The 22403-nt window shown below is 67.4% G+C and carries 22 protein-coding genes; 9 read left to right on the top strand and 13 right to left on the bottom strand.

Annotated elements, in window-relative coordinates; all coding sequences use genetic code 11:
- Positions 1 to 65: 65 nt before the first annotated feature.
- The 9 genes from AC3IPY_RS11615 to AC3IPY_RS11575 form a co-directional block, all read right to left on the bottom strand.
- A complete protein-coding gene (locus AC3IPY_RS11615; protein WP_489184446.1) occupies positions 66 to 497 on the bottom strand; it encodes a hypothetical protein in 432 nt (143 codons plus the stop codon).
- Positions 494 to 1147 carry a DUF2637 domain-containing protein gene (locus tag AC3IPY_RS11610; protein WP_489184445.1) on the bottom strand — a complete coding sequence of 218 codons (654 nt, stop codon included), beginning with the start codon at positions 1145 to 1147 and terminating at the stop codon, positions 494 to 496. The genes AC3IPY_RS11615 and AC3IPY_RS11610 overlap by 4 nt, the downstream gene beginning before the upstream one ends.
- Positions 1144 to 2058, bottom strand: coding sequence for a bifunctional DNA primase/polymerase (locus AC3IPY_RS11605; protein WP_489184444.1), 915 nt, complete (start codon positions 2056 to 2058; stop codon positions 1144 to 1146). Before AC3IPY_RS11605 ends, AC3IPY_RS11610 begins: the two co-directional genes overlap by 4 nt.
- Positions 2058 to 3146 carry an ImmA/IrrE family metallo-endopeptidase gene (locus AC3IPY_RS11600; protein ID WP_489184443.1) on the bottom strand — a complete coding sequence of 363 codons (1089 nt, stop codon included), beginning with the start codon at positions 3144 to 3146 and terminating at the stop codon, positions 2058 to 2060. The genes AC3IPY_RS11605 and AC3IPY_RS11600 overlap by 1 nt, the downstream gene beginning before the upstream one ends.
- A gap of 234 nt (positions 3147 to 3380) precedes the next feature.
- Positions 3381 to 4205: a helix-turn-helix transcriptional regulator gene (locus AC3IPY_RS11595; protein WP_489184442.1), complete on the bottom strand. Its 825-nt coding sequence runs from the start codon at positions 4203 to 4205 to the stop codon at positions 3381 to 3383.
- 130 nt (positions 4206 to 4335) lie between these two features.
- Positions 4336 to 4962 (bottom strand): NAD(P)-dependent oxidoreductase, encoded by a 627-nt coding sequence (locus tag AC3IPY_RS11590; RefSeq protein ID WP_489184441.1) that lies wholly within the window; start codon positions 4960 to 4962, stop codon positions 4336 to 4338.
- 35 nt (positions 4963 to 4997) lie between these two features.
- On the bottom strand, positions 4998 to 5981 hold the full coding sequence (locus tag AC3IPY_RS11585) for an oxidoreductase (protein ID WP_489188311.1): 984 nt from the start codon (positions 5979 to 5981) through the stop codon (positions 4998 to 5000).
- Between the two features lie 38 nt (positions 5982 to 6019).
- Complete coding sequence (locus tag AC3IPY_RS11580; protein WP_489184440.1) at positions 6020 to 6754, bottom strand: DUF998 domain-containing protein; 735 nt, start codon at positions 6752 to 6754, stop codon at positions 6020 to 6022.
- Positions 6754 to 7803, bottom strand: a complete 1050-nt coding sequence (locus AC3IPY_RS11575) for an aldo/keto reductase (RefSeq protein WP_489188310.1) — start codon at positions 7801 to 7803, stop codon at positions 6754 to 6756. Before AC3IPY_RS11575 ends, AC3IPY_RS11580 begins: the two co-directional genes overlap by 1 nt.
- A gap of 154 nt (positions 7804 to 7957) precedes the next feature.
- Between AC3IPY_RS11575 and AC3IPY_RS11570 the strand changes: the two genes are divergently transcribed.
- Positions 7958 to 8497, top strand: a complete 540-nt coding sequence (locus AC3IPY_RS11570; RefSeq protein ID WP_489184439.1) for a TetR/AcrR family transcriptional regulator — start codon at positions 7958 to 7960, stop codon at positions 8495 to 8497.
- Positions 8498 to 8541: 44 nt separating this feature from the next.
- On the opposite strand, the gene AC3IPY_RS11565 is transcribed toward AC3IPY_RS11570, so the two are convergent.
- Positions 8542 to 9543 (bottom strand): SDR family NAD(P)-dependent oxidoreductase, encoded by a 1002-nt coding sequence (locus AC3IPY_RS11565; protein WP_489184438.1) that lies wholly within the window; start codon positions 9541 to 9543, stop codon positions 8542 to 8544.
- Positions 9544 to 9637: 94 nt separating this feature from the next.
- On the opposite strand from AC3IPY_RS11565, the gene AC3IPY_RS11560 reads away from it, so the two are divergent.
- On the top strand, positions 9638 to 10210 hold the full coding sequence (locus AC3IPY_RS11560) for a TetR/AcrR family transcriptional regulator (RefSeq protein ID WP_489184437.1): 573 nt from the start codon (positions 9638 to 9640) through the stop codon (positions 10208 to 10210).
- Positions 10211 to 10246: 36 nt separating this feature from the next.
- Here the strand turns inward: AC3IPY_RS11560 and AC3IPY_RS11555 are convergent, their stop codons facing one another.
- Positions 10247 to 10972 carry a TetR/AcrR family transcriptional regulator gene (locus tag AC3IPY_RS11555; RefSeq protein WP_489184436.1) on the bottom strand — a complete coding sequence of 242 codons (726 nt, stop codon included), beginning with the start codon at positions 10970 to 10972 and terminating at the stop codon, positions 10247 to 10249.
- A 99-nt stretch (positions 10973 to 11071) separates the two neighbouring features.
- Between AC3IPY_RS11555 and AC3IPY_RS11550 the strand changes: the two genes are divergently transcribed.
- Genes AC3IPY_RS11550 through AC3IPY_RS11540 form a run of 3 tightly spaced genes read left to right on the top strand, consistent with a single transcriptional unit; the run spans position 11072 to position 13856 of the window.
- Positions 11072 to 12145 (top strand): CE1758 family FMN-dependent luciferase-like monooxygenase, encoded by a 1074-nt coding sequence (locus AC3IPY_RS11550; protein ID WP_489184435.1) that lies wholly within the window; start codon positions 11072 to 11074, stop codon positions 12143 to 12145.
- A 47-nt stretch (positions 12146 to 12192) separates the two neighbouring features.
- The gene (locus AC3IPY_RS11545) at positions 12193 to 13152 is read left to right on the top strand and encodes a carotenoid biosynthesis protein (protein WP_489184434.1); all 960 of its coding nucleotides are present in this window, start codon (positions 12193 to 12195) and stop codon (positions 13150 to 13152) included.
- 44 nt (positions 13153 to 13196) lie between these two features.
- A complete protein-coding gene (locus AC3IPY_RS11540) occupies positions 13197 to 13856 on the top strand; it encodes an isochorismatase family protein (protein WP_489184433.1) in 660 nt (219 codons plus the stop codon).
- Between the two features lie 55 nt (positions 13857 to 13911).
- Here AC3IPY_RS11540 and AC3IPY_RS11535 read toward each other — a convergent pair whose 3' ends face one another.
- A complete protein-coding gene (locus AC3IPY_RS11535; RefSeq protein ID WP_489184432.1) occupies positions 13912 to 15000 on the bottom strand; it encodes a DNA cytosine methyltransferase in 1089 nt (362 codons plus the stop codon).
- A 252-nt stretch (positions 15001 to 15252) separates the two neighbouring features.
- Between AC3IPY_RS11535 and mobF the strand changes: the two genes are divergently transcribed.
- Positions 15253 to 18798, top strand: a complete 3546-nt coding sequence (gene mobF / locus AC3IPY_RS11530; protein WP_489188309.1) for a MobF family relaxase — start codon at positions 15253 to 15255, stop codon at positions 18796 to 18798.
- Positions 18799 to 18892: 94 nt separating this feature from the next.
- On the opposite strand, the gene AC3IPY_RS11525 is transcribed toward mobF, so the two are convergent.
- Complete coding sequence (locus AC3IPY_RS11525; RefSeq protein WP_489184431.1) at positions 18893 to 20014, bottom strand: hypothetical protein; 1122 nt, start codon at positions 20012 to 20014, stop codon at positions 18893 to 18895.
- A 349-nt stretch (positions 20015 to 20363) separates the two neighbouring features.
- On the opposite strand from AC3IPY_RS11525, the gene AC3IPY_RS11520 reads away from it, so the two are divergent.
- From AC3IPY_RS11520 to AC3IPY_RS11510, 3 genes are all read left to right on the top strand, one after another.
- Positions 20364 to 20714 (top strand): sulfate permease, encoded by a 351-nt coding sequence (locus tag AC3IPY_RS11520; RefSeq protein ID WP_489184430.1) that lies wholly within the window; start codon positions 20364 to 20366, stop codon positions 20712 to 20714.
- 168 nt (positions 20715 to 20882) lie between these two features.
- Positions 20883 to 21140 carry a helix-turn-helix transcriptional regulator gene (locus AC3IPY_RS11515; protein WP_489184429.1) on the top strand — a complete coding sequence of 86 codons (258 nt, stop codon included), beginning with the start codon at positions 20883 to 20885 and terminating at the stop codon, positions 21138 to 21140.
- Positions 21133 to 22314 carry a tyrosine-type recombinase/integrase gene (locus AC3IPY_RS11510; RefSeq protein WP_489184428.1) on the top strand — a complete coding sequence of 394 codons (1182 nt, stop codon included), beginning with the start codon at positions 21133 to 21135 and terminating at the stop codon, positions 22312 to 22314. The genes AC3IPY_RS11515 and AC3IPY_RS11510 overlap by 8 nt, the downstream gene beginning before the upstream one ends.
- Positions 22315 to 22403: the final 89 nt, after the last annotated feature.

Here is a 22403-nt window from a genome sequence, read left to right as displayed (position 1 = left end):
CAGGCAGGTGCGCACACGGCCCCCAGCGGCCTGGCTTCGCGCCGTCGCGCTGGGGGCGAACATGGTTACCCCAGCCCGATCCCGGAGCGCGACACCCAGGAGTAGTGCTCCCCGGACCCGCGGCCGAACGCCGTCACGGGCGGCAGCTTCCGGGCACGCTCGCTCACGAACCGGACACCAGTGCGTACCCCGGTGCGCGTCGCCCGGTACGCCTGGCCGGGAACCCGGCGGGAGCGGCGGGCGAGCTCAGCCTGGAAGTCGATACCCCGCCCGGCGATCCGGGCCGAGCGTGACGCGATCAGGTCGGTCGGGCGCACCCACTCCACGCCCGGCCGCTGCTTTTTTGCCGCCTCCGTGGCGCCTTCGGTCAGCGACGGGTCGCGGTGCCGGGCGAGCACCGAGGCCTCGCTCTCCCGCGACGTTCCGTCGCGCTCCGGCTGGTCGGGTTCGCGTTCGATGCGCTCGTGCAGGGCGGTCGTGTGCTGGCCGTCGTTCATGGCGTCTCCTTCTCCTCATCCGTCGTCGGTGCGGGCGGGGCGAACCAGCGGCCCACGGTGGAGGGGTGCACGCCCAGGCGCCTGGCGATGGCCTTGTTGGACCAGCCCTCCTCCTCCCGCAGGCGCGCCGCGAGCTCCCGGCTCGCTTGGCGCACCGGCACGACCGCCAGCGGCGACGGCGCAGCATCAGGCACACGCTCATCAGGCGCAGACTCCTCGGCGGGCTCGATACTCGCGGGGACCGGGCGAGTGAGGATCACGGTGAGATGCGTGATCGCCAGCAGCACCAGCGGCGGCACCGCCGCCACACACGCGGCGAGCACGCTGGGCACGTCGGCGTCGGCCGCGACGACGGCGTGGATCGCGTTCGCCGTCACCGACACCAGCGCACCGGCCGCGAGCAGCAGCCACGGGTACCAAGCCGACCGCTGGCCCGCGAGGGCGACGACAGCGACCGTCGCGACGACGATGATCCCGTCAACGATGAGCGGCCAGGCCCACGCCTGCCCGGCATCCACGCCCGAGCGGCGAGCGAGGTCCGCGAGGGCGGTGAACGAGAGCCAGAACGCGCCGGCCGCGATGAACACCGTCCCGGCCACGGCCGTCACGACCGCGAGCCGGCCGCCCCGCGTCCGCACCGCGGAACTCATGAGAGCACCTGCCCCGTGAGTCGCACCGGCCGGCTCGCCGCCTCCTCCTGCCCGACGACAGATGCGGGCTGGGCGTGCGCGGCGCGGTACGCAGAGCGAATCGTGGTCTCGACCTCCCGCGGCGCAAGGCCCATTCGTTCACCCGCCGGGGCGAGCGCGTCGACCATCTCGGGCAGCGACAGACCCGCCTCCGCGAGACGGCACGACGCCCAGAACAGGCCGCGATTGCGCTCACCCTCGGCGCGCATCCCGACCCATGCGGCCAGCCGTGCTGCATCCTCCGAACGGATTGGGCCGCGCACGCGGTGCGGGGCAGGCTCCGGGCGCGGGTCTAGGAAGTCCCGCAGCCGAGCCGCATCCACGGGTCCCGGCACACGGTCGGCGCCAGCAACGAACTCGTAGGAACCGGAGTCGGTTACGGTCGAGGGTGGGGCGATGATGTAGCCGCCGTCGCCGCGGAAATCCACATGAGCCCTCGCCGCCTGCCACGACCGCTGCGGCCGGTCCGGATCAACCGGGAAGTAGAAGTGCGCCCCGCCCGACGCTGACCTGACCACGGCCAGACAGCCCGGCACCAGGCCGGCACGGCGAGCGCGCTCGAGCGCCTCGAACCCGTCACCTCCGGGCTTGCGGTCCACATCGATGACCACGACCCCGGAGACAGCGCCGGTCGGGATGCCGATATTCGCGGACGGCCACCGCCGCCACCACGCCGCCACCTGACGGGCATCGATGGTCGCCGAGTGGAACCCACCAGGCTGCGCCTGCGGGTGCTCCTTGTCCGGCTTCAACAGCGGGTTCTTCGCGCCGGGCACGCACGGGAACACCGGCACCCCGGCGGAAGCAAACAGCACAGCGGCCTGCGACAGCGGAAGGGCCGACATCGAGGAGAGGGCGCTGGCGACGCTCATCACAGGCTCCCCACCGTGACGTCCGCAGGACGCGACGAACGCGCCGACTTGACCGGCACTGGCTGGGGCGCGATCCGCTCCGGGCCAGCCACACGTGAAGTCCCAGCCGGCTCACGGGCTAGGTCGGGCGGGTCGCCGGTGCCGACCTGGACGGTGGGCAGCGCGTCGAGAATCGTCACCGCGACCTTGCGCACTCGCTCGCCTGTCGCCTGCACGACCTCGGCCGGGTGCTTGTCCTTGACCGTGCCCGCCCAGCCTGAGACATACGGGATCGCGTAGGCGGTGGTGTCCATGTCATGCGCGGCGCCGATCATCAACGCCACGGACTCTGCCTCGACCTCGCCGATACCGCGATGCCCGGTCGCGTCCGGATTGTCGGGGCCGTGCAGCATCACATGCGCGAGCTCGTGCGCGAGGGTCTTCACCTGCGCGGCGTCGTCCATGTTCGTCCGCACCGCGACGGTGCGCGCCTGGAAGTCGGTCAGGCCGTTCGCGCCGTGGATCATCCCCTCGTGCTCGACCCGCAGTACCGAGAAGCCCTCGGCCACCACCAGCGCCGAAAGCCCTTCCCACAAGCCGTCCGGTGCCTGGCCTTCCAGCAGCGTCGGCGCCGGGCGTTCAGGGATCGGCGGGCCGTCGGTCATTGAGACATCCCAGACACGCACCGGGATCGCGCGGACCATCTTCGACCGGACCGTTTCGCCGGGCTTCGGCTTCTCGTACCTGTCCAGCCGGCGCCATGACTCGGGGTTCTGCGGTGTCGAGGACGCGAACCGCGCCATCAGCGGCGCGAAGATCTGCATCGACCCACCCGCCAGCGGAGAGCGGCCCAGCGCCTTCCACTGCTTGTACCCGGCCACGAATGTCGGCTCCGGCACGCTCGTGCGCCCTGCCTCGTAGAGATCGAGGTGCTGCGCCCAGATCAGCAGCGTGTTGTTGAATGACTTCGCTCGGAACCGGGCCGCGAACTCCAGCGCACGCTTCCAGTCCTCACCCGAGACGAGTTGATCGACCGCAGTCGTCAACCGTTCATGGAGCTGTTCGAGCCGCGCATCCCGCGCCGCTCGCGCCTCCTCGTCCGTCGCCATCCGTGACCTCCTCCCGGTAAGGGCTGAAGGCATGTGCCGGTGGCCCTTGCGACCATGAGGTGCGTCGGGAGGATCAGGAGACTGAGACGGACGGAACTGACGAGGCGACCGTCAGGCTCCGATGAACCCGACGAATCCCATCTGGACTACCAGCAATCGAGGCTGTGCTTGTTCGATGACGTCCTTTGGTGCGTAAATCCGCGTCAAAACTGAGCAGATCCGGTGCACCTGACGTCAGGTGCTCCTGCCCTCGCGAAGAGTCCGATACCGACGGGGCGTGACGCCGACATACTGCCGGAAGAGGCGAGCAACGTGACCTCGATTGGTCCATCCAACTTGTCGGGCGGCGGCGTCGATGGTGAGGTCGGTCTCGCGGAGCAGCTGGGCCATCTGCTCGACGCGCAGCATGGTGAGGTAGGCCAGTGGCGTCTTGCCGTAGGCGTCGACGAACACGCGGCTCAGTTGTGACCTCGATAGATGCACTTCGCGAGCGAGGGCGTCCAGCGTCCAGCGTTGTGATGAAGCATTCCGCAGTAGTTCGGCAGTTCGTCGCGCCTCAGCTCGCAGAGGCTGAAACGCGCGGCGACGAGGAAGAGTCGGCCGGACCTTCATCCTCTGCGTTCGGGACTGCCGCGTCAGGGTGATCTCGATGGACGGCGCCACGACGTCCATCACAGCGAACAGGATGGATTGCATTCTGTAGTAGCGGTCGACAAAGTCGCCTTCCCTGCTGAGTGCGACCAGCTCATCGAGCAACGGCATCAGGGTCTCGATGCGGTCTTCTCCGAGGTGAAACACTTGCGCGGGCTCTGCATATCGGTCGTCCATGCACGCGCGGGCGTCGAGCCGGTCCGTGAATATCGCCGCGTGTTGCCAGAACACCTGATCCGCCACGTAGTCGACGTCGAGATAGAGCGTGGTGATGGTCATCCAGCCCTCGGGCTCGCTGCCGCACAAGGTGTTCGTGCCCAGCAGGATCACGTCGCCAGCCTTGACCACCCTCTCGCCGAACTCGCTGAACACGATTGCCGAGCCGGACCGGACGAAGCTCAGCTTCACACAGTCGTACGCGACCGGGCAGGCCGCTTGACGTGTTGTGATCGATCGGGCGTCAATCGGGACGTAGACATTTGCTGGTTGGTCGGGTACCGACGTGAGCGGCTCGTCGTGAGTCAGGGCGGCGGTCTCTCTAGGTGGCGACCGTGAAGAGCTGGTTGAGGTGCCGTCGTTGTTCGACCTCGTCGATCATGGCGATGGCGTAGTCCGCGTAGCTGATCTGACTGCGCCCTTGTGCGTCGCGGAGCACGACGTTGTCGCCGGCTCTGTATGTGCCGGTTCGCGGGCCGTTGGGCTGGAACTCGATAGCGGGGGCGAGATACGTCCAGGTGACTTCGGGGCAGGCGGCGAGCATGTCGGTGACCTGCCGGAGGACGGCAGAGCCGTCTCGCAGTGGTCCGGGTTTCAGCTCGGTCTCGTAGTAGCGGGACGTGCGGGCCGGGGAGGTGAAGAGGTGTCCGGCACTGCCGACGACGATGAGTCGGGTCGAGGTGCCGCGGAGGATATCGAGGAGGTGCCGGGTGACGTCTAGGTGCTCGTGTTCTCGCCCGAGTGGCACGCCGTAGGCGGAGACGAGTACGTCGAGTCCCTGGATGTCTGACCGATCGAGCTCCAGTACGGGTTTCTCGATGTAGGCCGTTGTCGAGGTGAGCTTCCGCCGATCCCGCACGAAAGCGATGACCTCGTGTCCGCGTTGTTCAGCTTCGGCGAGGATGAGGGAGCCGGCTCGTCCTGTCGCGCCGATGATTCCGAGTTTCACAGTGTCCTCCGTGTTCGTATGGTCGTCCGCATCGATCAGCTCGCCTCGGGAAGGTTGACGCCAGTGAGCTCGGTGCTGAGCGTCCAGAGCCGACGTGCGGACTCGGGATCCACGGCATAGGGCATGACACCTTGCGCGAAGGAGCCGACGGTGAGGGTGGCGCTGTCTCGCTCCGCGGTCGAGAGCGGCGCGATGTCAGCGTTCTCGCAGTACACGCCACCGATCCCGTCGAGTTGCGGGCTGGTGGCGCACCAGATCGAGGTCGCGGCGCCCTGCTCGGGAGTCTTCATGTTCCGGGACGGGTCAAGGATGGGCTCACCGTTCTCGTCGAGAACCCCCATGTCGATGAGCGCTTCGGTGGTGGTGTGCCGGGCGAGCCGGGTGACGATGCTGCCGGGGTGCAGTGCGAACGCGCGGACTCCGCGGTCTCGACCGAGGCGATCCAGTTCGAGCGCGAAGAGCACGTTGGCGGTTTTGGATTGCCCGTAGCCCCGCATCGGCGTGTATTCGGTGTGGGTGAAGTTCGGGTCGTCCCAGATGATGTCGGACTGCCGGTGCCCCCAGGACGACACGGAAACGACCCGGGCGCCGCCGTCCCGGGCGAGGAGTGGCCAGAGTCTGGCGGTGAGTTGGAAGTGTCCGAGGTGGTTGGTCGCGAAGTGGGACTCGTAGCCGCGAGCGTCGCGTTCGAGGGGTGCCGCCATGATGCCGGCGCTGTTGATCAGGATGTCGATGGCACGGTCGTCCGCGAGGACGGTCCCCGCGAACGAGTCGATGGATGCGGGGTCGGTGAGGTCCATCGGTCGGATGTCGACCCGTTCGATGCCGGCGAGTGCTTCGGCGGCGCGGGACGTGTCGCGGGCGGGAACGATGACGTCGCTGCCTGCTGTGCTGAGGGCGCGGACGGTCTCGACGCCGATCCCGGAGCCGCCACCGGTGACGACGGCGAGCTTTCCGGTGAGGTCGACGCCCGCCAGGACGTCGGTGGTGGTGCTCGCGGCGCCGAACCCGGAGTTCAACGGTGTCTGGCGTGTGGGTGTCTGGGGTGTGGGGGTTGTCATGATGTCGCTTTCGATGAGAACGGGGCAGTGCGGGATGTGAGTGCGGCGAGGAGGGATGCGCCGAGGAGAGCGTGGCCGAGGTAGGCGCCGTAGACGGCGCCGCGCTCGAACAGGCCGAGATTCCATTCGGTGCCGCTCTGGTAGTCGGTCATGAACACGACGAAGCTGATCAACCCGACGATCCCGATGATCAAGCTGGCAGTTCCGATGCCCCGACTGATTCCGAGACGGCGCTGGAAGGTGCCGACGAGGACTGCGGAGAGGTTCCCGGCGATGATCGCCGCTTGCGCGCCCAGCAAATGCAGGACGATGAGCCCGTTGTCGACGTTCTCCTGAGAGCCGTGGACGAGGGCGACAAGGACGATGCCGATGCCGGCGACCAGTCCGAGCGCTCCGATAAGAATCGGCCGGATGCCGGTTCGGAACTGCAGCACGAGGATCAGCCCGGTGGTCGCGAGGACCCCGTAGAGAATCCAGCCGGTGTTCATGACCCACGCGAGCGGCGAGTTGATGACCTGCCCGAAGGCTTCCTGGGGCGGGCCGGGCACGCCGAGGTGGCTGACCCAGTTGTACAGCGGAGCGTATGGCGGGTCCTGCCACGCGGCTGCCGTGACCAGTTCAGCGAGCCACGCGATCAGAGGAGCTGCGAGCAGAAGCGAGGCCCCCACGACCCCGATGCGGGTCCGACGAACCATGAGAGCGTGCCCATCCGGGCGGGTTCGACTGGTCATCAGGCGGCAGGGGTGAAGCCGGGCAGGCGCGCCATGATGGCCTGCAGCTCGGCGTCGTCGGAAATGCCCTGGAAGTCGTAGCGGGGCGTGTACGGGTTCTCCAGAGTGCGGATCTCGTCGTCGGTGAGCGTGATGTCGAGCGAGGCGATGGCGTCATCGATCTGCTGGGTGCTGCTGGCGCCGACCAGCGGTGCGGTGACGACAGGGTTGCTGCGTAGCCAGGCCAGGGCGATCTGAGCGCGCGTAACCCCGCGAGACTCGGCGACCTGGCCGACAGCGTCGATGATCGCCCGGTCGGACTGCTCGGTGAGCGGTGTGTAGAGCATGTCGGCGAAGCCGTCGTTGCCGCTGCGGGCGGTGGCTTTCGCGTCGTCCCAGGCGCGGGCGAGACGTCCTCGGGCGAGCGGCGACCAGATTACGGTGCCGACACCTTCGTCGAGGGCGAGGGGGATCATCTCGCGCTCCTCTTCGCGGGCGAGCAGGTTGTAGTGGTGCTGCATCGACACGAACCGTGCCCAGCCGTTGGCCTTCTGCAGGTGCAGTGCCTTGGCGAACTCCCAAGCGTGCATCGAGGAGGCGCCGAGGTAGCGGACCTTTCCGGCCTTCACGAGATCGTGGAGGGCTTCGAGGGTCTCTTCCAGCGGGGTCGTGTGGTCGTTGCGGTGGATCTGATACAGATCGATGTAGTCGGTGCCGAGACGGGTGAGCGAATGGTCGACCTCGGTCATGATCGCCTTACGGGACAGGCCCTTCCCGTTCGGGCCGGACCGCATGGGGTGGCGCAGCTTGGTCGCGATCACCACGTCGTCGCGGTCGGCGAAGTCGTGCAGGGCTCGGCCGAGGATCTCCTCGCTGGAGCCCTGGGAGTACATGTTCGCGGTGTCGAAGAAGTTGATGCCCGCCTCCAGGGCGTGCTTGATGAGCGGGCGACTGGCCTCCTCGCCGAGGGACCAGACGGGATGGCCGCGGTCGGGTTCGCCGTAGGTCATCGCGCCGATCGCGATGGGAGAGACGTCGAGGCCGGTGCTACCGAGCTTGATGTACTGCAAGGGTTCTCCTATGCTTGAGACCAAGAACGGAGAACTCTCCGCTACTGAGATCGACCGTACCGGAGAGTTCTCCGTTTGGCAAGCGGGCGGTCGCGACACCCTGGAGGCACCGTGATGGAGGGCACAGACTGTGGCTGAGCCCCGGAATGAACCTGTGCGCGCCGATGCGCTGCGCAATCGCGAGCACATCCTGCGGGTCGCCCATGATGCCTTCGCCGAGGACGGTGCGACCTCGCTGAACGTGATCGCCAAACGCGCCGGTGTCGGCGCTGGCACGCTGTACCGGCATTTCCCGACTCGTGAGGATTTGATCCTCGCCGTGTACCAGCACGACGTGCAGGGACTCGTCGATCAGGTCGATGACGTGCTCGCCGAGCATGCGCCGTTGGATGCGTTCCGGGTCTGGTTCGAGAAGCTGGCCGACTACGTGCGCCTCAAGCACGGTCTGGGCGAGGCGCTGCACACGGTCGCCGCGCAGAACGTCATCAACGACACCTACGCCCCGGTGACCGCTGCCGTGGGCGTGCTCCTCGATGCCTGCGTGAAGGACGGCAGCGTGCGGCCCGGCCTGAACCCGGCGGACGTGCTGCTGCTGATGGGATTCCTGTGGCGCGTCGGGACCGATGACACTGGACGAGCCCAAGCTGCCCGGGTCATGGAGCTCTCCATCGATGGATTCCGCGCGCACAATTGAGCTTGTGACCCGCCTCCAGCACCCCATCGCTCAGCCCTCGCGACCTACACGAGCAGGCTCTCGCTGAGGCTCCACAGTCGGTCGGCGGCGTCCGGGTCGATGGCGTGCGGGACGACCCCGACCGGGGTGCTTCCCGCGGCCATCTGCGCCTGCAGGGCGTCCGGATCGGGCAGGGCGATGATCGGCGATACCTCGTTGTTCTCGGCGTAGACCCCGCCAAGTCCAGCGAGCCGGGGCTCGGTGGCTGCCCAGACGCTGGTGGAGGCTCCCTGCTCGGCGGTCTTCTTGCCGTTCTCGGGATCGATGACGGGCTGGTCGTTCTCGTCGACGTTGCCCATGGCGCGGTGCGTCTCGATGCTCGCCCAAGGGGAGAGATTCGTGGTGATGATGCTGCCCGGGTGCACCGAGAACGCTTCGATGCCGTCGTCGGCCCCGCGCGCGGTGATGCCGATCGCGTGCAGGATGTTCGCCGTCTTGGACTGTCCGTATCCGGAGAACGGCTCGTACTCCCGGCTCTCGAAGTTCGGGTCGTCGAACACGACCGGGGAGAGCCGATGCGCCCACGCGGAGACGTTCACGACGCGCGCACCGTTCGCACGACTCAGGGCCGGCCACAGCTGTTGCACCAGTCGGAAGTGGCCGAGGTGGTTGGTGGCCAGGTGCAGTTCGTTGCCGCGGGAGTCGCGCGACAACGGGACGGCCATGATGCCCGCGCTGTTGACCAGGATGTCCAGGGCGCGCCCGGAGGCGAGGAACCGGTCCGCGAAGGCGTCGACGGAGTCGCGGTTCGCGAGGTCGAGCTGCTCGACCTCGATGTCGTCGATGTCGCTCACGCGGGCGCGACCCTTCTCGGGATCGCGCACCGGCACCACGACGGCGGCTCCGGCGGCACGCAGCGCGCGCGTCGTCTCCAGGCCGACTCCGGAGTGGCCTCCGGTGACGATGGCGACCCTGCCGGTCAGGTCGATGCCGGCGACCACGGCGAGGGCGGTGCTCGCGGCGGTGAATCGGGAGCCGATCGGGTGCTGTCTGGTCGTTGATGACATGCGTGGTTGCGCCTTCCATGATCGTGACGGAGAGGTCTCCGTCATGCATGGGCTAGGCTAACGGAGAACTCTCCGTCAAGCAATCGAAGGACTCATGACCGTGACCTCCAAACGGGTTGAGCAACTCCAGGAGCAGGCCGCCCGCACCCGGGAGAAGCTCTTGGAGGTCGCTCGAGGTGCGTTCGCGGAGTCCAGCGACGTCTCGCTCAACTCGATCGCGAAGACCGCCGGCGTGGGTATCGGCACCCTGTACCGGCACTTCCCCGGCCGGGAGGACCTGGTGTTCGCTGTCTATCGCGATGAGGTGCAGCAGCTGTGCGATGCGGCTGCGGAGTTGCTGGCCGCGAACGAGCCGATCGTCGCGTTCCGCGTTTGGCTTGATCGCCTCGCCCAGTACGCCATGACGAAGGCGGGTCTCGTCGATGCACTCCGGACCTCAGGAGGCCATGCCCGCTTCGCCAGCGAGGCATACGGCCCGGTGGTCGAAGCGATCGGTCTTCTTCTTGCCGCCAACGAACAGGCCGGAACCCTCCAAGCCGGCGTCACCGCGGACGACGTCATCCTCGCCGTAGCGGGCCTCTATCAACTCGACCCCGCCGGCGACTGGCAGCCGCAAGCCGCGCGCCTTCTGGACTTCGTCGTCGCAGGGATGGCCCCGCGAGGCTGATGACGCGACATGACGCGCTCAGTTGAGCGTGTGGTTCTAGCGCTCCTGCTTGTCCAGTCGTAGGCCGTCGACGATGAGGTCGGCGACGAACTCGGCGTGGGCGGCGATCTCCCACGGCCTCGTCGCGTCGTCTGGTTCGACGAGTTGGGCGAGAGCCTCGTTGCTGAAGACCGCGGTGCCTCCGGCCGTGATCATGAAGAACAGGCTTCGCCAGGGCACGGGCCGAATCTGCCCTGTTCCGCTCAGGTCATCCACGATGGGGCGGATGACCTGTTCCATCGCGACGAGATGGTTTGAGTAGAGGTAATCGAGGCGGTCGCTGGGCCTGCTGCCTTCGGCGTTGACCAGACGCAGCAGATCGGGGCGGCGGCCATTGGCGAGGATGAACTCGCGGACGATGTTGCGGAGCCGGTCTAGCGGGGGTCGGGTTTCATCGTCGGTGGCGGCGATCTCCTCGATCAGCCCCCCGAAGCCGCAGTCCACTGCGGCGCGCCAGAGGTCGGCCTTGGTTCCGAAGCGCTGGTGCACGACATTGTGGCTCACCCCGAGCTCGGCGTTGAGCGTGCGCAACGAAATGCCCTCGTATCCGTAGACCGCGAACGCATGCAGCGCTGCGGCGAGGATGCCCTCCTGGGAGACGGGCTCATCCTCCTTGCGCGGGCGACCGCGCTTTCGCGCGGGCTCATTCGTCATAGCAGTCACCCTTTGATCGTACGAGCCGGGGTGGGCGTCGCCGGTCTGGTGCGTGTCCTCGTGCATCATCCATCACTCCGACCTGCGGTCGGTCGGGGATGACCGGCCGTGTTGACCTGACCTTCTTCGATGAGTGTATATTGTCACGTGACAATATAAGGAGTTGGGATGCAGTTCGGGATCTTCAGCATCGGGGACGTCACGTCGGACGCGATGACGGGCCAGGCGCCGAGTGAGCATGAGCGGATCACCGCGATCGCGCAGCTCGCGGTCACGGCGGAGGAAGCAGGCCTCGACGTGTTCGCGACGGGCGAGCATCACAACCGGCCGTTCGTGCCGTCGAGCCCGACGACGCTGCTGGGCTTCGTCGCGGCGCGCACGGAGCGGATCATCCTGTCGACGGCGACGACGCTGATCACGACGAACGACCCGGTGAAGATCGCCGAGGACTACGCCTTCCTGCAGCATCTCGCGAACGGCCGTGTCGACCTGATGATGGGCCGCGGCAACACCGGCCCCGTCTACCCCTGGTTCGGCAAAGACATCCGCCAAGGCGTGGAGCTCGCCGTCGAGAACTTCGCCCTGCTGCGCCGCCTCTGGCGCGAGGACGTCGTCGACTGGGAAGGGAAGTTCCGCACACCGCTCCAGGGCTTCACCTCGACCCCGCGCCCGCTCGGCGGGGTACCGCCGTTCGTGTGGCACGGGTCAGTGCGGACCCCGGAGATAGCCGAGCAGGCGGCGTACTACGGCGACGGGTTCTTCGCCAACAACCTCTTCGCCCCGTCCTCCTACTTCGCCCGGCTGGTGAACCTGTACCGGGAGCGATTCGAGCACTATGGGCACGGCCCGGCACGGCGCGCGATCGTCGGCGCCGGCGGCGCGACCTTCATCCGCCCCCGCTCGCAGGACGCACTCGCCGAGTACCGCCCCTACTTCGACCGATCGCCGATCACCGGCGGTGGCCCCTCACTCGAGGAATACATCGCCGCGACACCCCTCGCAGTGGGGTCGCCACAGCAGGTGATCGACAAGGTGCTCGGCTTCCGGGAGCAGTTCGGCGACTACCAGCGGCAGTTGTTCAACATCGATGGCGGCGGCCTGCCGCAGAAGACGGTGCTGGAGCAGCTCGGCCTGCTCACCGAGCATGTCATCCCGGTGCTGCGGCGTGAGTTTGACAAGGGCCGGCCCGCCGATGTGCCCGAAGCCCCGATCCATCCTGCCGTCGTTCCGGTCACGCGTTGATGAGCTCGCGGCCGAACAAGACACGTCCACGAGAAGAGGAATCCCGTATGATCACCGCCACCCGTCCCGTTCGATCCGCGAACGATGCGCAGCCCGGCAATCGCCATCACCCGCGACGCACCACGCTCGGGCCGGGCATCAGCACGATCCTGACGATCGTCATCGCGGCCTACGCGATCGTGACGTTCCTCAATGGAGCGGCACCGGACAGCGCGCTCGCGCAGTTCGCGCCCGTCATCACGATCGGCACCGTGACGGCGATCTCCTTTATCCACGGCATCCGCCGATACGGCCTGTGGCGGATGCTGGTGTTCTTCGCGTTCGCGTTCGCGATCAGCTGGACGTACGAGACGATCAGCATTGCGACGGGGTTCCCGTTCGGGAACTACACCTACTCCGAGGTGCTCGGCCCGCAGTTGGGCGTCGTGCCGCTGCTGATCATGCCGGCCTATTTCGCGATGGCCTACCTGTCGTGGATCATCGCCCACGCACTGCTGCGCAAGACGACCGCTGCGTTCCGCGGGACCGAGACCGTCACCGTCCCGCTCGTCGCGGCCTTCGTCATGGTGATGTGGGACTTCGCGATGGACCCCACTCGCGCCACTGTCGACCAGACCTGGGTGTGGGAGGACGGCGGCGGCTACTTCGGCGTGCCGGTCTCGAACTACCTCGGCTGGTACCTGTGCGTGTGGACGATCTTCCAGCTCTTTGCCCTGTACCTGCGAGCGCTGCGTGCTCGACACCCCGAGGACGAGGCCGAGATCACCCAGACGAGCCACTGGCTCATCCCGATCGCTCTCTACGCCGCAGTCGCGACCGAGTTCATCGCCCGGATGATCTTCGGCGGTGGCGAGGAGATTACGACGCCGGACGGCGTGACCTGGACCACCGAGGCGATCTTCCAGTCCCAGGGCCTCGTCACCATCACGACCATGCTTTTCGTCGCCCTGCTCGCGACATTCGTCGTCATCCGGCGCCCGGCCGCGAACGCGGTCGACGAGCGCTGACCAACGCTCGCTCACCCGAGAGACCCATAAGGAGAAAAACAGACATGCATGCCAACGTCTTCACCGCAGAGAACGCAGCGATGCTGCTCATTGACCACCAGATCGGCACCATCTCGTGGACCACCTCCCACCGGCGCGGTGACATCAAGCGCAACGCCATATCGCTCGCGAAGATCGCCAAGGCCTTCGACATGCCGCTGCTGCTCACCTCCAGCCAGGAGGAGAACATCCAGGGCCCACTCATCCCCGAACTGGAGAAGGCCGCTCCCGTCGAGTTCGAGAACCGCATCAGGCGAAGCGGCATCGTCAACGCGATGCACGACGAGAACTTCAACGCCGCCGTTCGCGCGACAGGTCGCAAGAAAATCATCGTCGCCGGAATCACGAGCGAGGTCTGCGTCGTCTTCCCCGTGCTGCAGTTGCTGGACGAGGGCTATGAGGTGCAGGTCGTCGCCGACGCCTCCGCAGGCTTCACGAGGTCCGGTCACGATTCGTCGCTGCGCCGTGTCGAGCAGGCCGGGGCCGTCATAGTCGTCACTCCGCAGATCATTTCCGAACTCGCCATCGACTGGACCACCCCGCAGGGACAGGAACTCCAGAAGGTGCTCCTGTCCGGGCAGTCCTTCTCAGCGATCCTCGGCACCGGGTGGCGTTGGCTCACGGCGATGGGGCCAGCCCGCGTGACGCGCGCGCTGCGCAGGTAGCGGGGCACACGCTTGAGCCAGATCTCCAACGCGAAGTCGTCGGATCGCCCCGAGATCATTCCTCCGTGAGGAGCGACCTGATCGCGGCGACCGCCTGCGCGGGGGCAACCCCATTTCCGAGGGCACTGAGTTGCTGAGCGTGCGTCAGGCCCAGTGCCGAGTCGGTCACCCACCCCTCGTCCAGGCCCATGAGCCACTCCACGAAGGCCGGCGCGGGCCTTGGTCCGGCGCCCTCGTTCACGATGGCGGGCGCTGGTGCCGGTCGCCCGGTGATGCGTTCCCATCGAGCGACGGCCGCGGCGTAGCGTCCCCAGCGGCGAAGAACTCCTCGATCAGTGCGAACGTCTCCTCCGGCCTGCGCCGCCGACCCTTCTTCGTCACGAGGTCGATGATCTGGTGGCTGAGAGCGATCGTTCCTCGCCTTGCCTTCACACGGTCCAACGTCTCCCCGCCCCTCGCGGAGTCCGAGGCCAACGGCGTTCGGAACAGCGCGGTGGGCGAGGATGAAGATGCGGAACCGTGGATGCGGAGCGCCGACTGCGGAAGCGGGTAGGCCGATCCACCTCGCGTCGTACCGGAGGTCGGCCAGATCTCCGAGTACGGCGCCAAGCGCCCGTAGAGGTCGGGCTGACTGGTCTCCCAGACCCCACGGGTCGGGTTCCACACCGCGAAGGGTTGCGACCTCGGGGGTTGCGGGTTCGGGGTTGCATCGTTCATCGTCGTCTCCTTCCGGGGCGGGGCGGATCGCGAATGCGGAGAGCAGCCCGCGGACGTTCTCGATGACGACCCACCCGGGTTGCAGCTCCGAGATAGCCATCGCCATGTGCGCCCAGAGACCGGAGCGGGTGCCGGGGGCGAGGCCGGCCATTTTTCCGACGGTGGAGACATCCTGACAGGGGAAGCCGCCGCAGAGTACGTCGACCGGCTCAACCGTGCTCCAGTCGATGGTGGTGATGTCGCCGAGGTTCGGGGCGTCCGGCCAGTGGCGGGCGAAGACTCGGGCGACTGGCTCGTTGATTTCCGAGAACCACACGGTGCGGGCATCGAATACCTTCTCGACGGCGAGGTCGAGGCCGCCATAGCCGGAGAACAGGGAGCCAACCCGTAGTCGAGGCTCGTGGCTCTCGTCGTACGGCTCGCGCATGAGGACTCCGCAGGTCGTTGATCCCCGGTCGTCGCCGCTGCTGTTCCCGACCGGGGCTGGTCACCTGCCAGGTGCACGAGCCGTCTCCCGCCCGCCTCACGCCGACCGCTCCGGCAGTGCCTCGCTTGACGACTCGCCCACCTCGTCTCAGAACCACCACGCCTCTTGCAGATCGAGGTTGAGCCCGCCGTCAGCGGGCCGTCTGCTCACCTTGTGAGCAGACGGGGAAGGGCGGCCGGTGTGACGGTGTCGATGCGCGTGATGTCGGCGGGCGACGGTTACAAGTACCTGCTGCGCACAGTCGCGGCCAGTGACGGCGACAGGTCGTTGTCCACCCCGCTGACGCGTTACTACAACGCCGAGGGCACCCCGCCGGGCCGATGGCTCGGCGCCGGGATCGCCACGCTCGACAGTGGGCGGATCAGCGCAGGCGATCACGTCTCCGAAGCCCAACTCCAGCTCCTAGTCGGCATGGGCCGTGACCCGATCACCGGGGAACCGCTTGGCCGTGCATACCCCGAGTACCGAACCGTGGCCGAGCGGATTGAGGCGCGCAGCGGGGCGCTTGATCCATCCCTCGGGCCGGCGTCACGTGCGGAGGCGGTCGTGGCGATCGAAGGGGAGGAGGCCGAGCGTGGGACACGGCGGGCTGTTGCGGGGTTCGATTTCACGTTCTCGATCCCGAAGTCCGCGAGCGTGCTGTGGGCGGTTTCGGATGCTGGGACGCAGATGTTGATCGCGGATGCGCATTATGCGGCGGTTGCGGAGGTGGTTGCGTTCATGGAGCGGGAAGTTGCAGCCACGCGCACGGGCGCAAGCGGCCGCGACGGCGCGGTTGCGCAGGTCGACGTCGCCGGTCTGATCGCCACCGCGTTCGACCACTACGACAGCCGGGCGGGCGACCCCCATCTGCACACGCACGTCGTCATCAGTAACAAGGTCCAGGCCGTCCTTGACGGGAAATGGCGGAGCCTGGATGGGCGGCCGATGCACGCGGCTGTCGTCGCGCTCTCCGAACTGCACGAGGCGGTCTTCGCGGACCACCTCACCCGAATGCTCGGCGTCTCTTGGGAGGCGCGGGATAGAGGCCGCGACCGGAACCCCGCCTGGGCGGTCACCGGGGTGCCGGAGGCACTGGTCAAGGAGTTCTCCACTCGTGCCCGGCACATCGACGCAGAGACCGATCGCCTTATCGAGCGTTACGTCGAGACGCATGGGCGGCGGCCGTCGCCGGCGACGATCATGAAGCTCCGCGCCCAGGCCACGCTCTCCACTCGCCCGGAGAAGGAGGTGCGGTCGCTGGCCGCCCTCACGGCTTCGTGGCGGGAACGGGCCGGGAGGGTGCTCGGGTCGGATGCGACCTCGTGGGCGCGCGGCGTGACGGCGAACGAGGAGCCGTTGCTGTTGCGCGCCGACGACGTGCCTTTGGACGTGATCGACTCGCTCGGGGCAGACGTCGTGGCCGCGGTCGGTGAGAAGCGCTCCACTTGGCATCGCTGGAACCTCACCGCCGAGGCCGCTCGGCAGACAATGGCCTACCGGTTCGCGTCGACCGAGGATCGCGAAGCCATCGCCGGAATGGTCGTTGACGCTGCCGAGGCGGCCTCGCTGCGCCTGACCCCGCCGGAGCTCGCATCCAGCCCGGCGGCGTTCCGCCGACCGGACGGCACGAGTGTGTTCCGTCCGAAGCACTCCGCGCTGTTCTCCTCCGAGGCGCTGCTGGTCGCCGAAGACCGCCTCCTCGAGCGCGCCCGCACCACGACGGCGCCGACGGTGCCGCTGAGCACCGTCGAACGAATCACGAAACGCCCCGACAGCAAGGGCCGGATGCTCGGTGACGACCAGGCAGTCGCGCTGACGAAGATCGCGCTCTCCGGCCGGATGGTCGATGTACTGGTCGGCCCGGCCGGGGCGGGGAAGACAACCGCGATGTCGGCGTTGCGGCGGGCGTGGGAGCGCGAGCACGGGCGCGGCAGCGTGGTCGGGCTCGCGCCGTCAGCGGTCGCCGCGCAGGTCCTGGCCGATGACCTCGGCATCCCCACCGAGAACACCGCGAAGTGGCTCGACACCCACGACCGCACAGGCGCGACGTTCGCGAAGGGGCACCTCGTCATCGTCGATGAGGCGTCGCTGGCGGGCACGCTCTCCCTTGACCGCATCACGGCCCTTGCCGCGGCGGCCGGGGCGAAGATACTGCTGGTCGGGGATCACGCCCAACTCCAGTCCGTCACCGCCGGAGGCGCGTTCTCACTACTCGTTCACGACCATGACGATGCCCCGGAGCTGGTCGACGTGCACCGGTTCGTCAACCCGTGGGAGAAGACCGCATCCCTCGCGCTGCGGCACGGCCGCACCGACGTCATCGACACCTACGCCGAGCACAGCCGCGTGATCGGCGGGGAGACCGAGGAGATGATCGACGCCGCCTACACCGCCTGGCGCTCCGACACGCTTGCCGGGCGGGCGAGCGTCCTGGTGACCGACTCGAACGAGTCCGTCCAGGCGCTCAACAACCGGGCGCGGGCCGATCTCATCCTCGACGGCACCGTGAACGCCCGCCGCGAGGTCGAGCTGCACGACGGCACCCGTGCCGCTGCCGGGGACACCGTCATCACTCGCCGCAACGACCGCCGCCTCCGCGCCGGACGGTCCTGGGTCCGCAACGGCGACAGATGGACGGTCACCGAGGTCCGCGACGACGGCGCCCTCAGCCTCCGCCGCGCCGGGCGCACGTGGGGCGCCTCGGTCGTCGTCCCGGCCGAGTACGCGGCCGAACATCTCGACCTCGGCTACGCCGTCACGTCCTACCGGGCACAGGGCATCACCGTGGACTCCTCGCACGTCCTGGCGGATGCGTCGATGACCAGAGAGACGTTCTACGTCGCCATGACACGAGGTCGTGAGGAGAACATCGCCTACGTCGCCGTCGACAAGCCCGACCCCGCCCACGACGGCCCGCACCCCGGCGACAACGAGGATGCGTCCGCCCGGTCGGTGTTGTTCGGAGTGCTGCAGCACGTCGGCGCTGAACTCTCCGCGCACGAGACGATCGCTGCCGAGCAGGAAGCCTGGGCCTCGATCGCGCAGCTCGCCGCCGAGTACGAGACCCTGGCCGCCGCCGCACAACACGACCGCTGGGCCGCACTCATCCGCTCCTGTGGCCTCAGCGACGAGGACGCAGACGACGCGATCGCCTCACCCGCATTCGGAGCACTGACCGCCGAGCTCCGCCGGGCCGAGGCGAACCAGCACGACGTCGAGACCCTGCTGCCGCGCCTTGTGCGAACGCGCGGGTTCGGGGACGCCGACGACATCGCCGCGGTCCTGCACTACCGCGTCGCTAAGGCGACCGTGCGGCCATCAGGGTCGGGGCGCGCGCGGAAGGCGCCACGCTTGATCGCCGGCCTCATCCCCGAAGCCGTCGGCACCGTGCCGTCCGAGATGCGGCAGGCGCTGACCGAGCGACGCGACCTCATCGAGACCCGGGCCGATGCCCTCCTCGACACCGCGCTCACCGAGAAGCACGAGTGGATCACGAAGCTCGGCATCCAACCGAAGCAGGCACGAGCGTCCCAGGCATGGCGGAACGCCGCTCGCACCATCGCTGCCTACCGAGACCGCTACGGCATCACTGGGCCTGCGCCGCTCGGAGCACCCGCCGAGGCCGAGACGCAGAAGCTCGACGCCGCCCGTGCCCGAGCCGCGTTCGACCGGGCACAGAACCTCGCCCAGGCCGAGCAGCCAGAGCAGGAACACGCCCGGCGCACCAGGCCGCAGCGCGTCAGACCGTCGCTGTAGGCGATACTGGCGACGACCTCGGGCTCGGCCCACGTGGTGATCTCATGCTCGATGGCTCTAGGCGAGCGGCTCACGCAGTTGATGGGGCGCGGAACTAGCCGGTATAGAAGCCTCCAAATGCCCAGTTGGGCGTGGTGGGGTCACCCTGAGCGATGGTCCATCCCTCCTCCACCACCCACGGCGGCGACACGGGTTTCGCCGGGCTGTCCCAGGTCCATCGTTGGTCAGGAATGGGGCGGCTGATGATGTCGGGCATGGCCAGAGCCGAGCCGAGGAACTGCCCGCCCGGAGATCGGAATGTCCACATCACACGGTCATGCTCAACTACGCGCAGATCGAAGTTTCTACGGGACAGACGTCGCTCTTCCAGGAGGGCATGAGCTCGCTCGACGGCGGCTCGGTGTTCGAGACTCCGCTCGAAAGCGATCTGGTTGTAAACCCAGGTTTCGAAGTCAGCACGGAACATGTAGAGCTCCTCCAGGCCGCGGTCGTCTAGCAAGCGGCCGTTCGCGTCATGTCCCGACCGGCCGCTCTTCTCACGATCGCGAACTCGACGCCACCTTCGTGCTCGGTCCTCCGCACGCGACTCAAGATGCTCTGCCAGTGCTCCGACCAGGACCAGAGTCTTGGTCGAGTTCACCTTGGTCGCGAACGAGAGATCCTGACCGTGGATTACTCCATGACGAGAGACGAGCCCGTACCTGCCCACCTTGTCGACGGGTTGACTGAACGCCCGACGCACCGCCGGCAGGTTCCCTTCGATGCCAGCAAGAGTGGAATCGTCGGTGTAGTCCGCCTCGGTTGGCGCCGCGTTTGCTTTGAAGAAGGTGGTCCCCACCACCTCTCTTGTGATCCCATCGATCTGAGTAAGCGTCAACGTGATGGCTGCTGCGAAGCGACCCTCCTGGTGGCACTGGATGGCCTCGTTGATAAGAGTTTGGCGTTGCTGACTGCGCCGCTGGAACTCGAGATCGATGCCCCGTCCGAATCGGCCCAACGGCATCGCGATGTTCCTGAGAAGAGTCGGTTGCTCGATATTCCATACGTCAGTGATGGCCTGATCGATCTCCTGCTGAGAGGTTCCCTCTCGCGAGAGAGCGAGAATTCGCCGCGACTGCTCCAGGTGCCAGTGCCCGAAGAACGCCCATCCTGCCGGTGCGAATGCCGTAGCCATCTCGCGCGCTTCGTCGGCGAATGGCGACTCTCGAACGTCCATGCTTCGATTCTGCCCTTCGGCAGCCGTGGAGCTGTGTCCGCAGCGATGAGCATGTCCGTGAGGGAGTGGTCGGGGTCCAATGCTGCGGCAAGGGCGACGGGCGCGGAGCGCTCACCCTTTCCAAGAGAAACGACCGTGACGACCTTGCCCGGCTCTCATCAGACTGCGCCAGCCAAGCGCATAGCCTCAGCCGGGCGCGAAGCGCGCACCTCTTACGAATGTCACGCGACGGTCGTACCCTGAAAGGGAGGCAGATTCCTCCTTGATATGGCGTCCCTCGTGGACAGGCCCTCGGGTCACTCTCTACGCACTGTCTCAGTCGATCGACAGTGCTACGAGAGGGAACGCCATGATCCGGCTGCTCTGGGCGCTCAGCGCCCACGTCCGCTACTACCTGCGGTGCTACATGCCCACCAACATCGCGCTCGATGTAATCCGCACCCGCCGCGGCCTGAAGTGGGGCATCCCCGCGATGCTTCTCGCTGTGCCGTACTTCCTGGCAGCGAACTACTGCCTCACGCTGATCGAGGACAGTGGCCCCGGGTGGCTGAACCTCCTCGTGCTCCTGTTCTGCTGGAACGCGCTCAAGTTCCTCATCATGGGCCCGGTCAGCGTCGTGCTCCTCATCCGCGCTCGCATGGAGGAGTGGGCGGTCCGGCGCCGCGCCCGCCGGCGCGTGTCGGCCGATCGAGCCTGCTGAACCGACAACGGCGCGCATGCCATAGGAATGGCATCGCGACCTCGGCCGCGCCCTTGAGCGGCGAAGTCGTCGCGGCACGCGGCGATCCGCGTGCCCGGCGACGGTCAACTCCACAGGGGAGCAGGGCGGAGGAACAGACTCGCTCGCCTGTCCTTCGAGACTGGAGGGATGAATCAACACCAGTCCAGCCCGCACGGCCTGGAACCGCTCCTGAACATCGACGAACTCGCCGGCTACCTCGGCGTCCCCGTCTCCACCATCTACGACTGGCGCACCAACGGCAAAGGTCCGCGCGCCTATCGCTTCGGCAAGCGCATCATGTTCGGTATCAACGACATCCGCGCCTGGATGGACACCATGCGCGAGCCCGCCGCCTCTACCGGTGCGGCCACCTTTCCCGGAGCGGGGGAGGGCACGCGTGGGTAGGCCCCGCACACCGATCGGCACCTTCGGAGTCATCGCCACCCGCGCCCAGCCGAACGGCAACCATGTGGCCCGCGCCCGGTACCGGGGCTGGGACGGCAGCAACCGGCTCGTGCAAGCCACCGGCCCGTCACGGGCCGCCGCGGAGCGCAAGCTCAAGCAGAAGCTCGCCGAACGTTCCCTCTGCCAGCCCGGATTCAACGGGATGAGCGCCGACAGTTCGTTCCCGGAGCTCGTCGCGTACTGGCTGGAAGACATGGAGATCGAAGACCGACTCTCCCGAACTACGAGGAACCTCTACGAGCGAGACATGCGATCCCTCGTGCTCCCGGCTTTCAAGGACCTCACGCTCCGGGAGATCGGGGTCGCCCGGTGCGACTACTTCCTCAAGCAACTCGCCAGACGCAGCTACAGCCGGGCCAAGCACGCCCGCGTCGTCCTCCGCCTCGCGCTCGCGCTCGCGGTCCGTCACGAGATCCTGCCTCGCAATCCGATGGATCACGTTTCCCGGCTGCACCGGAAGAAGAGCATCCCGGAGGCGTTCACGATCGGCGAGGTGCAGGAGGTCCGGGCAGCGATCAAGGCTTGGGAGTCCCGGCGGATACTGGCGGGACCGAAGCCGGATCGGCAGCTCGGGCAGATCGTCGAGGTCATGCTCGGCACCTCCGCCCGCATCGGGGAGGTGCTCGCCATTCGACTCCAGGACCTCGATCTGGACGGGCCGATCCCGACGGCACGGATTGCCGGGACGATCATCAGCCGTAAGAGTGAGCCGACGCACCGGCAGGATCATCCGAAGACGGATCGCTCGGTTCGCCGCGTCGCACTGCCGTCGTTCGCGCTGCAGGCGATCCGCTCGCGCCTGCTGCGTAGCGGCGACACCGAACCGGGTGACCTCCTGTTCAGCACGCGGGTCGGGACGCCGCACACGACGAACAACATCCGCCGGCTCCTGCGCGACGTGATGGAAGCGGCCGGGATCGAGAACGTCACCCCGCACCGCTTCCGCCGCACCGTCGCGACTGTCATCAACGACGCGCAAGGTGCGCTCCTCGCCTCCGAGCTCCTCGGGCACACCGACCCGCGGATCACGATGCAGCACTATATCCAGCGCAACGAGACCGTGGACCCTGTCACGGCGCAGCTGCTTGACGAGGTATTTACCCGAGCAAGCTGAGCGTGGATCGACAGCGCCGTGTACTTGGGCCAACTGATCTGCGGCAGATCGTTGCTCTTGGAGGCATGCCGAGAACTTCCGCTGTCGGC

This window comes from Agromyces sp. GL_144 (assembly GCF_057834305.1).
Note: the sequence above shows the minus strand (reverse complement) of the source record. Positions and strands in the feature narration are given on the sequence as shown.

What these genes read in the sequence shown, in the direction of transcription:
- AC3IPY_RS11515 (WP_489184429.1), top strand. Translation starts at nt 20,883, where the DNA reads ATGAATCAACACCAGTCCAGCCCGCACGGCCTGGAACCGCTCCTGAAC.
- AC3IPY_RS11600 (WP_489184443.1), bottom strand. Translation starts at nt 3,146, where the DNA reads ATGGCGACGGACGAGGAGGCGCGAGCGGCGCGGGATGCGCGGCTCGAA.
- AC3IPY_RS11525 (WP_489184431.1), bottom strand. Translation starts at nt 20,014, where the DNA reads ATGGACGTTCGAGAGTCGCCATTCGCCGACGAAGCGCGCGAGATGGCT.
- AC3IPY_RS11565 (WP_489184438.1), bottom strand. Translation starts at nt 9,543, where the DNA reads ATGTCATCAACGACCAGACAGCACCCGATCGGCTCCCGATTCACCGCC.
- AC3IPY_RS11540 (WP_489184433.1), top strand. Translation starts at nt 13,197, where the DNA reads ATGCATGCCAACGTCTTCACCGCAGAGAACGCAGCGATGCTGCTCATT.
- AC3IPY_RS11545 (WP_489184434.1), top strand. Translation starts at nt 12,193, where the DNA reads ATGATCACCGCCACCCGTCCCGTTCGATCCGCGAACGATGCGCAGCCC.
- AC3IPY_RS11605 (WP_489184444.1), bottom strand. Translation starts at nt 2,058, where the DNA reads ATGAGCGTCGCCAGCGCCCTCTCCTCGATGTCGGCCCTTCCGCTGTCG.
- AC3IPY_RS11615 (WP_489184446.1), bottom strand. Translation starts at nt 497, where the DNA reads ATGAACGACGGCCAGCACACGACCGCCCTGCACGAGCGCATCGAACGC.
- AC3IPY_RS11535 (WP_489184432.1), bottom strand. Translation starts at nt 15,000, where the DNA reads ATGCGCGAGCCGTACGACGAGAGCCACGAGCCTCGACTACGGGTTGGC.
- AC3IPY_RS11580 (WP_489184440.1), bottom strand. Translation starts at nt 6,754, where the DNA reads ATGACCAGTCGAACCCGCCCGGATGGGCACGCTCTCATGGTTCGTCGG.
- AC3IPY_RS11555 (WP_489184436.1), bottom strand. Translation starts at nt 10,972, where the DNA reads ATGATGCACGAGGACACGCACCAGACCGGCGACGCCCACCCCGGCTCG.
- AC3IPY_RS11560 (WP_489184437.1), top strand. Translation starts at nt 9,638, where the DNA reads ATGACCGTGACCTCCAAACGGGTTGAGCAACTCCAGGAGCAGGCCGCC.
- AC3IPY_RS11610 (WP_489184445.1), bottom strand. Translation starts at nt 1,147, where the DNA reads ATGAGTTCCGCGGTGCGGACGCGGGGCGGCCGGCTCGCGGTCGTGACG.
- AC3IPY_RS11550 (WP_489184435.1), top strand. Translation starts at nt 11,072, where the DNA reads ATGCAGTTCGGGATCTTCAGCATCGGGGACGTCACGTCGGACGCGATG.
- mobF (WP_489188309.1), top strand. Translation starts at nt 15,253, where the DNA reads ATGCGCGTGATGTCGGCGGGCGACGGTTACAAGTACCTGCTGCGCACA.
- AC3IPY_RS11520 (WP_489184430.1), top strand. Translation starts at nt 20,364, where the DNA reads ATGATCCGGCTGCTCTGGGCGCTCAGCGCCCACGTCCGCTACTACCTG.